The sequence below is a fragment of the Paenibacillus sp. FSL P2-0121 genome (assembly GCF_037975345.1).
Taxonomy (GTDB): Bacteria; Bacillota; Bacilli; order Paenibacillales; family Paenibacillaceae; genus Paenibacillus_AQ; species Paenibacillus_AQ odorifer.
On sequence record NZ_CP150245.1, the window covers coordinates 6,013,491 to 6,026,745 of the forward strand.

8 protein-coding genes are annotated in these 13,255 nt (G+C 43.9%); 1 reads left to right on the plus strand and 7 read right to left on the minus strand.

The features are described 5' to 3' along the window. Positions 1-3 precede the first annotated feature (3 nt). From MKY54_RS26440 to MKY54_RS26460, 5 genes are all read right to left on the minus strand, one after another. A complete protein-coding gene (locus MKY54_RS26440; RefSeq protein ID WP_076130459.1) occupies positions 4-1,590 on the minus strand; it encodes a glycoside hydrolase family 43 protein in 1,587 nt (528 codons plus the stop codon). Positions 1,591-1,665: 75 nt separating this feature from the next. Beyond that, complete coding sequence (locus MKY54_RS26445; protein ID WP_076130458.1) at positions 1,666-3,036, minus strand: glycoside hydrolase family 28 protein; 1,371 nt, start codon at positions 3,034-3,036, stop codon at positions 1,666-1,668. 5 nt (positions 3,037-3,041) lie between these two features. Then, the gene (locus MKY54_RS26450) at positions 3,042-4,199 is read right to left on the minus strand and encodes a glycoside hydrolase family 88 protein (RefSeq protein ID WP_076130479.1); all 1,158 of its coding nucleotides are present in this window, start codon (positions 4,197-4,199) and stop codon (positions 3,042-3,044) included. A gap of 94 nt (positions 4,200-4,293) precedes the next feature. Beyond that, entirely contained in the window at positions 4,294-5,850 is a 1,557-nt protein-coding gene (locus MKY54_RS26455) for an extracellular solute-binding protein (protein WP_076130457.1), read from the minus strand. 88 nt (positions 5,851-5,938) lie between these two features. Next, a complete protein-coding gene (locus tag MKY54_RS26460; RefSeq protein WP_305953707.1) occupies positions 5,939-6,904 on the minus strand; it encodes an ABC transporter permease subunit in 966 nt (321 codons plus the stop codon). Positions 6,905-7,179: 275 nt separating this feature from the next. Here MKY54_RS26460 and MKY54_RS26465 point away from each other — a divergent pair, with 275 nt between their 5' ends. After that, entirely contained in the window at positions 7,180-8,064 is an 885-nt protein-coding gene (locus tag MKY54_RS26465) for a carbohydrate ABC transporter permease (protein WP_076130456.1), read from the plus strand. Positions 8,065-8,128: 64 nt separating this feature from the next. Here MKY54_RS26465 and MKY54_RS26470 read toward each other — a convergent pair whose 3' ends face one another. Both MKY54_RS26470 and MKY54_RS26475 read right to left on the minus strand, forming a co-directional pair. Further along, the gene (locus MKY54_RS26470) at positions 8,129-10,375 is read right to left on the minus strand and encodes an AraC family transcriptional regulator (protein ID WP_036685428.1); all 2,247 of its coding nucleotides are present in this window, start codon (positions 10,373-10,375) and stop codon (positions 8,129-8,131) included. A 198-nt stretch (positions 10,376-10,573) separates the two neighbouring features. Then, the gene (locus MKY54_RS26475; RefSeq protein ID WP_339188487.1) at positions 10,574-13,243 is read right to left on the minus strand and encodes a copper amine oxidase N-terminal domain-containing protein; all 2,670 of its coding nucleotides are present in this window, start codon (positions 13,241-13,243) and stop codon (positions 10,574-10,576) included. Between the last annotated feature and the right edge of the window lie 12 nt (positions 13,244-13,255).

Sequence of the window (13,255 nt, forward strand, 5' to 3'; positions counted from 1 at the left end):
GTATTATTCCTTGCCCTGATAACGGAAATATGCGAAATCAGCACTGCTGCCACCGAACTGCTGCATATCATGCGCCGCAATGCCAACAAAGTTCCCAGTGAAGCCTCCCGACAAAAAGCTGATATTCTGCGGATCGCCAAGTGGCTTCCACTCCGTATTGTCACCCTTAAGATAAACAAATTGCCCAGTCACTTCCTGCACCTCAACCGCGATCCGCACTGTCTCCCCTGCATTTAGTTCAATCATTACAGGCTCCGCAGTGAATTCATCGCGCTGACAGCGCATTAACCGCAGCACCTTGCCACGTCCTTCTTCATGGCTGATATACGCATAAAGATAGTTATCCTCATTCAGGTATAACAGTAGTCCTGCCATCTGCAGATAAGTATTCGGTTCATATTCAAGCGCTGTTTCAGCGCGGAAGCTTATATCCGTCTGGCGAATAGCCAGAATATGATGCTCAAACAGACTCTGCACGGACTCCCCGGCCCTGATTCTTAACCAGCCCGGTCTTTCAGCAAGGGAACACCAGCTTTCATTCCTAGGAATCCGCAATGTATTCCAGTTCTTTTTCAATTCTGGGCCATTAAAATCATCCTCAAATTCAAGCGTCCGCACTTGGTTCAGGAACTGTGTTCCTTTAGGTGCTGGTACCTTGAGCTGTGGTGTATTTCCGCCTGAGGTTAGTCTTAACCAGCCCTCCTCATTCCAGTGCACCTGCTGAACGGCAGTCTCTCTCCCCAGTATGGCGTATTCGCCTTCCAGGGGTCGCGTACACAAATGGGCCATATACCATTCACCTTCTGGTGTCTCTACCAGACTTCCATGGCCGGCACATTGAAGCGGCAGCTCGGGATTATCCCGAGAGGTCAACATCGGATTGAGCGGATCCACCTCATACGGACCAAGCAGCGCCTTGGAGCGCGCTACGGTTACGGCATGCCCCGATCCAGTGCCGCCTTCTGCCGTAATTAAGTAGTAATAACCTCCCCGCTTGTAAATATGCGGCGCTTCCGTCTTCTTCAGCGGCGTGCAATCAAAGATTTTCACAGGTTCACCTATTAATTGGCACTGGTCTGGATCGTACTCCTGAATTACAATCCCGCAGGACTTGTTGCCCTCCGTAATCCGGTAATCCCACAGCTCATTCAGCAGCCATTTGCGCCCATCCTCATCATGATACAGAGATGGATCGAACCCGCTGCTGTTTAGGTATACCGGTTCAGACCAAGGTCCCTCAATACCCTCCGCAGTGATCAGATAGTTATGACAGTCTTTAAAAGGCCGTTTAGTGCTCTTAACATCGGTATAAATCAGATAAAACAAACCGTCATAATAACTAAGCTGTGGAGCCCAGATACTGCAATTTTTCGGATTTCCCCGCAGATCCACCTGATGAGTCAGAATATCTGTGCAATGCTCCCAGTCTGCTAAGTCCGCTGATTGATACACCCTCACACCGGGCAGCCATTCAAAAGAAGAAACAGCAATATAGTACATCTCCCCCGCTCTTACAATACAAGGGTCAGGATTGAAGCCTTTTAATATGGGATTGTGAATAACTCCAGTCTGAATGTTATCTGTAATCATCTTCATACTCCTTCCTATTTCCATACATCTGCACCCTTCACCCTAAGCAAATCTGCAGTCTATCCTGTTCAATTATCAGTCTGTCTGCTCACTTAGATCTTCCTGTGACGGGATAACGGTCACCTGCTGCACTAACTCTTCAACTTTACGGGTGTTTCTCGATTGGCAGCCGGTGATATCTACCGTTTCTCCATTTTCAATATAAAAAGCCGGTCCCTCATGATTCTCGATCGTCACTTGGCGGAAGCGAATATCTCTTACGTTGCCCAGATAGAACCCACGGTTGTTCATATCCTGGATTCCTGACATCATGGCTGGACGACCAGGGATTGCATTCTCTGCCATGGAAATATCAATATCGGAAAAGGTAATTTCTGAAATGTATTGCTCCGCAAGGCCGTAAAGAAAACCTGCAGCCGCGTGAACATTCCGAGCAGTAATATTAGCAAAATGAATCCGTCGGAAGCAGGGGGTCTCCTCCGTCACCGGATAAGGATTCTTATCCCATACATATTTGTCCTTACCACGTGGTCCGCAGAAATAATAAAGATTAAGAATAAACGGACAGATCACGTCCTCCATCACGATATTGCTGACACGAATATCTTCGACAACACCTCCGCGCCCGCGTCTGGACTTCAGCCGAATGCCGCGGTCCGTCTGCTTGAACACGCAATTGCTGATCACGATATTACGGATATCTCCGCTCATTTCGCTTCCCAGCACCACACCGCCATGACCATGAATCATCGTGCAGTTAGTTATCGTGATATTCTCGCAGGCAACCCGCTCCTTCGTATCCTCCGTCCCTGCTTTAATGGCGATGCAGTCATCACCCACATCGATATTGCAGTTGCTGATGCGGACATTCACACAGGATTCTGGGTCAATACCGTCTGTATTAGGCGAATCCGCCGGATTATAGATCGACAGATTATCAATCGTAACATCATGGCAACAGATAGGATTCACAGTCCAGCTTGGGGAGTTCACGAGTGTCAGATCTCTGAGCGTGACTCTACGGCAGTTGTCGAAGCTGATAAGCTTCGGGCGGGGATACAGCAGTGAATCAGGAGAATTCCGATGTTTATCCCACCAAGGTGCGCCCCTTCCATCCAGCTTGCCTGCACCTGTAACCGATACATTCTCTAGATTTATTCCAAAAATACATGAAGCATGGACGTTCTGCTTCACACCCTCCCAACGGGAATCCACCACCGGATAATCGTTAGGATCAGAGCTGAAGCTAAGCACAGCTCCAGGACTGAGCTTCAGCTCAATATTGCTTTTCATGAAGATAGCACCCGTCTGATAGTGCCCGGAAGGAACATAAACTGTTCCTCCCCCTGCCTCGCTTGCCGCATGAATGGCACTGGCTATCGCTTCCGTTGAAGGCTCTGCACTATTAGGATGTGCTCCGTAGTCGTTTATATTGTAGATAGACATGTGCTTCACTCGCTTCCTTTCGTCACGGCGGGACGCTGCAAATATTCATATTCTCCACAAGCCAGGAGGAATGCGCCAAGCCCCTTCTGATCATTGGTTACGATCGGTTCACTGATATAATAGGCGTAAGTACCATCTCTCCGGTCTTCACCACCGAGTCCAGCGACCTGGCAGTTTTTATTCAGGTTAACCCAGCCATTTTTGGTTTCCAGCACAAATTCAGCAATAAGGCCTTGATAAGCACGGTCAAGTGTCTCGAACCAACTATCATCGAGTACACCAATCCGAATGCCCTTAGCCATTGCATAGGTGATCATGCTAGAGGCGGAAGCCTCCAAATAATTGCCTTTACGGCCGCCCATGTTTACAACCTGATACCATACTCCAGCATCCGCATCCTGAACCTGACGAAGCGCTGTCAGCGTATCTGTCAGTATACGTGCCAAAATCTCATAATCCGCGTGTTCCTTAGGGAGCATGCCGAGTACATCCACTAGCGCCATCACATACCACCCCAGCGAACGCCCCCAAAAGTTCGGAGACAACCCCGTTTCAGGATCGCACCACGGCTGTACCCGCTTTTCATCCCATGCGTGAAACAGGAGACCCGTCTCAGCATCCTTGGTATGACGCTCGCACAGAATAAATTGCCGGGTCACATCGTCCAAACCCTTGCCGCCTTCATACTCAAGTAAATACTCCAGATAGAAAGGAGAGCCCATATACAAGCCATCCAGCCAAATCTGATAAGGATATACATTCTTATGCCAAAACGCACCTTCTGAGGTTCGAGGATGCGTTGTTATCTGCTTTCTTAATAAATCTGCAGCCATTTTATATTTCGCTAACCCAGTTTCTTTATGGAGCACAAATAGGATCTTTCCGTTATTTAAGTGATCAATATTATGTTCGCTCAGGCGATATCCCTTCACAGAGCCGTCTTCCTCAATAAAATAATCCATATTATCTTTGATGAATTGATAATATTTAACCTGCCCGGTCTGTCTCCACAGCAGCTCAAAACCCTTCAAGATGACTCCATAATCATAAGACCATTTTCCATGATATCCGTTATCCTCATATAATCTTGGCGTTCGCTCCATAATCGAATCTGCCATTCGAACACCCCAGCCCATACTCCTAAGTGCATTGTTGTCTTTCATTTTTTCCTCCTGTTTGAATAGATATGGTCCTAAACGCAGCCACCCCATTTAGGACCCCTCTACTATTTTCTTAGAATATAGTCTGTAGTACTTCTTAAGGATTTACAGCTTTATAAGCAGCTTCATATTCAGTAATGATTTTGCTGCCGCCGGATTTCTTCCACTTTTCAACCTCAGCTTTAAATCCGTCCAAATCAATTTTACCTAGGATATATTTATAAGTGGCATCTGTCATAATCTTCTGCAACTCAGATCCTTGAGTAGAATAGGTCTCAGATTCCAGAGAGTAAGCAGGATTCAGTACAGCATATTTAGCATTCTCAACGATCAGCTTATCAGCTTCAACTTTGAGTGGATCAGCATCATGGATAATGAATCCATTCTCTAATGGACGAGATGCCGAAAATGGCTGAACTTCTTGCTTCCAGAGATCTGTATCCTTAATCGTAACCGCTTGTTCTCCATCGATTGTATAGTGGACATCCTTAATACCATAAGTCATCAAGCCATAGACATCTTCATTCATAAGATCATTAACAAATTTCAAGATCCGTCTTAATTCATTTTCATCCTTGACTTCGGATTTCGGGAAAGACAACAGTCCCCCAATTCCGTTATTACCAGCCCAAATGGCGCGATCCGCTTCATTACCGGTGGAAGTGATATCGTTAACCATAACCAAATCCATACCATCCTGTATGCCTTTAGACAGATTCAGCAGGTTCTTGCTGTCAAACAAGGCACCCACATAAATTCCAGCCTTTCCTTGCGCAAAATTCTGCTGCTGATCTGTTTTAGCCGTCACAGCAAAATCCTGATTGATATAACCACCATCATAAAGAGTCTTCATATAATCCATGGTCTTGACATAAGCCTCTGTATCGAACTCTGGTGTCATTTTACCCGCATCATCTACACTCCAATAGTTCGGTGTTCCAAAGTATGAGCCCAATGTCTTAAATGCTCCATATACAAGATCGCTGCGGTCCATGAAGCCTGTGGTATCCTTTTTGCCATTACCATCAGGGTCTTTTTCGGTAAACGCTTTCGCAACTTCCATCAACTCATCTGTTGTTTTTGGAACCTGCAGTCCAAGCTTATCCAGCCAATCTTTACGGAGAACAACGCCGTTTCTAGCCAAGGACTTCTGGAAAGGAACCCCGTACAGCTTACCTGCAATCGATGCCGATGTACGTGTATCCTGTGAAATTTTAGCCAAATTCGGGAACTCATCAAGATAAGGACTTACTTCCCAGAACATACCGGCCTTCAGTGCATTACGTACAGAAGAGTTATCAAGAATAGTCAGGGTAACGATGTCTGCTAGGGAATTCGATGCTAATGAAGTATTAATACGTTCTTCTTTGGAAGGATCCGGAATCCATGAGAATTCAATCTCTGTATTCGTCAATTCTTCAATTTTATCCAGAATAGGACCCGTTGGTGTTGTAGACGTTTGTAAAATGTTCAGCCAGCTAATCTTTGCTTTAGCATCTAGCACATCTGCAGGTGCGGCAGTAGTTTTAGCCGTTGAATTCGTTCCCTCATTTGAAGAATTTGACTCCTTCGCGTTATTGCCTCCTCCGCATGCAGTGAGTACTAACCCGCTACACAACATTAAGGCTGCAATTTTTTTGTAATTGCGATTCATCAACATTACCCCTTTTACTAATGTATTTGTGTTGTATCTTCCACCTCTGCCTTTAAGGCAGAGGTAAGAATTCAGCATACTATGAAGCCTAGTAAACACCATCTTCGCCGATTTTTTTGGCTAACTTGTTCGACAGCATAACGAGAATCAAGCCAACCACACCCTTGAACAGACCTACTGTGGTACTGAAACTCAATTGTCCGTTCTTTAAACCAGCTGTATAGATATAGGTATCGAAAATTTCTCCAACTTCGCGGTTCAAGGAATTGATCAGCAAGTACATATGCTCAAAGCCCAGATCCAGCGTGTGGCCAATCTTCAGAATAAGCAAGGTAATAATGATTGGGCGAATCGCCGGCAAGGTGATATGCCATGTTTTGCGTAATCTTGCCGCTCCATCCATCTCAGCTGCTTCATATAACTGCGTATCCACTACGGTAATGGCTGCCAAATAAATAATGGTTGACCAACCAATTTCTTTCCAAATGATCTGTCCGATATACACGGTACGCAACCACTCAGGAGAAGTCAAAAAGCTGATCTTCTGCATCCCAAGGGCCGCCAACATCTCATTCAGCACCCCTCCATCCACATTCATAAATACATAGGAAATGGAGACGATGATAACCCATGACATGAAATGGGGGATATAAATAATCGTTTGAATGGTGCTCTTAAATAACTTGTGCTGAACTTCGTTAAGCATCAGCGCCACTATAATAGGTAGCGGGAAGAAAATAAAAATGTTTAATGCAAACAGGATAAGTGTATTACTCAATAGCATAAAGAAGGTAGGTTCTGTAAACAATCGGACGAAATGCTTAAACCCTACCCACGGGCTATCCGCTATACCCAGAAACGGCTGATAGTCCTGAAATGCAATGATAAGACCGCCCATAGGCAGGTACTTAAAAATAACAAAATACAAAAATCCCGGGAGTATCATTAGATACAATAACTTGTTTCTTTTTAAACTCAGCCAGCTAGGCCCCGTTCGCTTTTTTCTTACTGGATTAACTTTCGTGTTCAGCATGGTGACGTTTGCCTCTTTCACCTGATCGGCCTCCTTGATCGCGTTTCTTTACGATTCCCAGATTACGATCATTCGTCCATTACGTATATAATCATCAGATACTGATACTCCGAGAACCCTACAGCTATAAGGTTTTCCAGGCCCGTGCATCTTATAGTGATTACTACAATACATAAAGATCATCTATGCCTTATCACGCTTTTTCCTCCCAAAACAAAGCCCAAGCTAATGATTATATACGGAATAACAGACCCCTGTTAAAGTTTCAATGAAACGATTACAAGGAGGATATCTGCATGTCGCAATCATCTTTTAAAAAAGAAAATATGGGTAGCCGGCTGTTTACTATTGTAAATACCACACTGCTTACACTCATTGCCCTAGCCTGTCTTTTACCCTTTGTCAATGTGTTTGCCAGTTCCTTTGCTTCAACACAGGAGGTAGTAGAAAAAAGCTTCATCCTGTTCCCGACGACATTCTCTTTGGATGCTTACCGTTATATACTGTCAACGCCTACTATTTTTAAAGGGCTTGGCGTATCCATCGGTGTAACCTTAGTGGGTACAGTTGTCAGTATGGTTCTTACCTCTTTAATGGCTTATGGATTATCTAGAAAATATCTATACGGAAGAGATTTCATCAATTTCGTAATCGTGTTCTCCATGCTCTTCAGCGGGGGAATGATCCCTACTTTCCTGGTAGTTAAATATTTCGGATTAATCGATTCCTACTGGTCCATGATCATGCCTGTTGCGATCAATGCTTTTAACCTGATCATTATGCGTAACTTCTTCCAGGCGCTGCCGGAAGGGCTAGAGGAATCAGCCAAGATTGACGGCTCTAATGATTTTGGTGTATTTTTCAAAATCATGCTTCCGCTGGCGATGCCATCTATCGCGACCCTCTCCTTGTTCTACGGGGTAGCTTACTGGAACACTTATATGAGTGCAATTTTATATATGACAGACTCCACTAAGTGGCCTATTCAAGTCCTGCTGCGCCAAATTGTTATCGTCGCCAGCGGGATGCAGGGAGATAATGCTTCTGTTGATATTATCCCACCTGCTCAAACCATCAAAATGGCGGTTATCGTAGTCGCAACCGTTCCAATGCTGCTCGCCTATCCTTTCGTACAAAAACACTTCACCAAAGGAGCCCTGCTGGGTTCTGTAAAAGGCTAAAACATTGCAGCTGCACAAACAGCCAGCCCCGGTCTCCCGGGGCTGGCTGTTTGTGTTCAGCGCCTTACTTCTCCTGTTTCTGGGTTCGGTATGCACCTGGTGTTACATGTTCTTTTTTACGGAAGGATCGAATAAAGTTCTGTGGATTATGGTACTGCAGCCTTTCAGCAATCTCTTTAATGGTCATATCCGTTTCCACCAGCCACTTCTTAGCCATTTCCAGACGATAGTTCATCAGATACTCGCTAAACGTCATCCCGTACTCTTTTTTGAAAATACTGCTTAAATAGTTCGGACTGTAATGGAGACGATCACCAATTAATTCTAGCGTTAAGTCCTGATCAAATTCCGAGCGGACAATCACCGCAATTTTATCGGATAAGAGGCGGAACTGACGGTCTGTCTTCTCCTTAACGCTGGTCACCATCGGATGGATAACTTCTTTGACCAAAATGCGTTCGATCTCTTCCGGATTACGGATGTCTAACAATCGGTGATACAACGTAGAATTGTCCTCTGTCAGCAGAACCTCTACACCCAGCAGCTGCTCCAACTGAATCAGATTGTTGACGAAACGTATTAATGTGACTTCGAAATTCAAAGGGTTCTTACTGTGCTTCATCATTTCCCCGAGTAATGGATACAGAGAACAGGAGACTTGTTCTTCATCTCCAATCCGAATCGCGTCAAATAACTGGGACTCAAACTCAGACGGATAATGCAGTAGAACTGGACCCGAGATCACCTTCGATATATCCTCATAGAAGATGATAGACTCTTTGCCCAGATTTAAACGATGATGCAGCGCCTGCTTACTCATCTCGCAAGCTTCCCTACTAAACAATAAATTATCATAAAAATTGCTGATTCCAACGCTAATGGATAGTTTCAGGATCTCTCTAGCTGTTCGAATAATTGTCTTGGCATAGTCCAGTGCTATTCTCCGGTTCTCCTGTTCATTCGCTCCCTCAAAGATCAGGATGGTTGCTTGTGTACGGTCATTTAATAGGATAGGAATCATCCGCTTCTCCTGCGGAATTAGCTCTTCCACCAGTTTGTTAACCGCTACAAGCAGAAGATCCTTATCGCTAGCCTGCCGTTCCCCATAGTTATCCAGCTGTATTAGCAGCGTTGCATACACCGAATTCTGTGACAGCTCATAACCGAAACGAGGCAAACCCAGATTAAGCTCTTCTTGGGATATCCGGCTACGAAACAGATTTAGAATAAACTGAGTTTCCAACTTAGGCATCTCAGACTCAATCAGACCCTCTAGGCTTTCTTTCTCCGATAAGATGGTATCAATCGAATTAATAATCCAGTCTACCTCATTCTTAGGCTCTAGCTCCGCATTGGCAGGCAATAATCGGCGCTGAATCTGCCGGAATGGCTTGGTGAAATACAAAGAGATCACATAAGCGACTACCGCAATCAACAACGTAATAAGCAGTACCATCATCACAATCCCAAATCGGGTTGTCTTTAGTGCATCAGAAATTTCTGATTTATCCAAAATAGTTACGTAAATCCAATTATTATAAGAAGATTTAGCATAAATAGCTTTTATCGATTGGTGATCAGCCCGCTCCATGGCAATCGTCCCCAATTGCCCCCCGCCTCCAGCAACATTAGTGATATGGCTAAGTTGATTATTAGTCAGCAGGGACTTTCCAGTTTCCGACTCATATAAAAGCTCACCCTCCCGGTTAAGAATAAACACCGGTGTGTTTCCTTCGGTCTGAAGGGTGCTCTGCAAGGTCTGAAGGGATATATCAGATAAGGCAATCGCCTGTTTGGTCTGTGAGAATACCGGCAGGGTATTTACAAAGCGGATACCCTTATCCGTCTTAACCCAAAACAACCCCCGGCTACGGTTATTAATATAGCTCTCATAAAGTGTCCTGCTCTCTTCTTCCGTTAAATGTGAAAGCTTACCATTGGAAATCTGCCATTTCTGCTCCAAACTGATTAGAGAATAATTAACAAAATCCATCCCCATGCTGGCAATGTAGTTAAGCTGGGAATTAATCTCGCGATACTTCTCAAAATCCTGCTCGGTGATCGGATTTTGCACGACCTCCCTGAAGGAACTGGTGGTACTGTAAGTATTAAAAGCGTATTCGATGGTCTGAATTTTCTGTTCCAAGGTGTTTTTAATTTGAGTAATTAAACTCTGTTTATCATCCGCTACTCTTTCATTTACCGAATTAATCGTCGTCAGATAAATATAGCCACCGAAGCTAATAACCAGGCCAATTCCCAGCACCAGAATAGGAACAAAAATCTTGTAGAATATCCTGCCTCTTTTCATGATAGACTCCTTAAGCATGTAATTATTTTCAATTATAGCGCTTCCAATAGGTTAAACCAAATGTTTTAAATGTGTATAATCGCAACCCTATTTTTATAAAAAATAGAAAACAAAAAAACAAGGCAAAAAGCGCTTCATCAAGCCCAGTGCTCAATGAAGGTTTTTTGCCTTATATTATAATGATTTTATTCCCTATCCTTATATTTCAATCTCTTCCGTTGAATCCGAAAGACCACCACTCTGCACGCCATTATTATTGGCTACCGCAAGAACATATACTTTATATTTAACACCCTTAACAATTAATGCACCATTAACATCTCTTCTCGAGGCTACAATTGTAGGATTCGTTCCGTTAGGCGTTATCGACGTATAATACGAGGATTTCACCTCAATTGCTTCCGCTGAACCAAAACCTTGTTTGGACGGAACCACCAGAATTCGATATTCCGAAATGTTAGACTCGTTAGAGGAACGGTTGAAACTTACTAGTATTTTACCCTCATCCACACTGTACGTTACATTGGTGACAGAGGTTACCGGCAGCTTAGTGGATAAAGTTATGGCATTCGACTCTGAGGACAACACATTAGTGCCTGAGTACTTGCCGCTGCCAATCGTCAACACATACACTCTGTAACTGATTCCACTCTTTATTAAATTTCCGTTTACATCTCTGGCTGAAGAATCCAAGACTTGACTGGTGTTATTTCCTGAAGTGCCTACCGCTGTGTAATTGGAGCTAGAAACCGCATTTGCCTGGGTTAAACTAAAGCTGCTGTAATAGGAAGTAGGTACAATCAGGATTCGATACTGGCTAATGTACGTTTCATCCGTGGCATGGTTAAAGGATACTTTTAAATCCCTGCCGTCTTCGTAATCATTAACGTCCCTTACATCCAAGCTCGAAATAGGAGCCAATTTGTAATCTACATTCAACGTAATTAAAGGTGAACCAGAAGAAAGAACATTGCTGCCCGAGTAATTCCCGCTTCCGACGGTTAATACATATACTCTGTAATTGATTCCACTCTTTATCAGGTTACCGCGCACGTCCCTTGATGACGAGGTTAACACTTGATTGGTGCTGGATCCTGTTGTGCTCACTGCTGTGTAGTTGGAACTGTACACATTATTGGCGTCAGATAAACTGAAGCTGCTGTAATAGGAAGTAGGTACAACCAGGATGCGATACTGGCTAATATACGTTTCATTCGTAGCGTGGTCAAAGGATACTCTTAAATCACGGCCATCATCATAATCATTTACGTCGCTTACATCCAAATTGTAGACAGCACTCACATTGTAGTCGACAACCAACGTAATTAATGTTGACTCCGTTGAGAGAATGTTGGTGCCCAAATTCTTCCCGCTTCCAATCGTTAACACATACACTCTGTAAGGTGTTCCATTCTTAATCAAATTACCACGCACGTCTCTTGCTGACGAGGCTAACACTTGACTGGTGCTAGATCCTGTTGTGCTCACCGTTGTGTAGTAAGAGCTGGAGACATTATTCGCCTCAGATAAACTAAAGTTGTTGGAATAAGCTGTAGGCACAACTAGAATTCGGTACTGGCTAATATACGTTTCATCTGTAGCGTGGTTAAAGGATACTTTTAAATCACGGCCATCTCCAAAGTCACTAACGTCGCTTACACTTAAATTAGAGACATTGACCGAGGACAGCGTAATCGCAGATGAAGCAGCAGACAATAAATTATTGGCTGTATTACTGCCACTATCTACACCCATAACAAACACACGGTAACCAACTCCCGTCTTAATGAGGGCTCCATCTACATCCCTCGCTCCTGACGATAGGATCTGAGTGATATTGGAGCCTGTTTTGTTGACCTGTGTGTAATTTGAACTGCTAACAGCATTTGCTGCCGCCAAATTAAAAGAAGAATAATTAGTAGCTTTGACTACAAATATCCGGTAAGAACTCACCTTGGATTCATCCGATACCTTATTAAAACTTACGGCTAAATCGCGGCCATCACTATAATCGCTCACATCACTTACTTGTACATTACTTGGAGCAACGACTACAGTATTAGTATTAAGCGATATAGTCGAAGAACTATACGAGAGAGCGCTGGTATTATTGCCTTTGCCCACTGCGAAAACATAAGCTACATAGGTTTGATTACCTTTAATGAGGTCACCATCCACATCCCTTGAATTTGCGGTCATTCTAATCGTAGGATTAGTGCCTGTAGCTAAAACAGTAGAATAATTGGCGGATGTAACCTTTTGTGCAGATGAGATATTAAAAGTGCTCCAAGCCTTTACAATCATTACCCGGTAATGATCCACAAGAGCTTCATTAGAAGATTGGGTGAAGCTGACCTGGAGATCACGGCCGTCACCGTTATCACTTACATCCTTTAACTGCACATTCGATGCCGGATTTACAGTTCCAGTTTTACCGCCGGAAGTCGTTATGGTCACTACTTTGGTGCTCGGATTCCAACCCACATCATGACCCAATGACTCACTTACAAACCGTGTAGGAACCATCGTTCTTCCTTTCAAATTCTGTCCCGGCACATCTAGAGTTACAGCTTTATTGTTAATCGTGGCTGTCTTTGAGCCAATCTTTAACATAATCGTTGTATCATCTTTAGTTGCAGTTACAGTTTGTGTTTTCTGATTCCACTTGATGGTAGCATTAAAGGCTTCAAAGATTGCCCGTAGGGGTACCATCGTCCGTCCATTTACCATCACCGGTGCTTGATCTGTGGACAATCGAACCCCGTCAATAAAAATGCTGATGGGCGCAGTAGCAGCTTTCACTGAAGATTGAAACATCATCGGCAAAACTAATAAGCCCACTAAAATAGAAATCCATAACTTCTTCACAGATTCACCCTC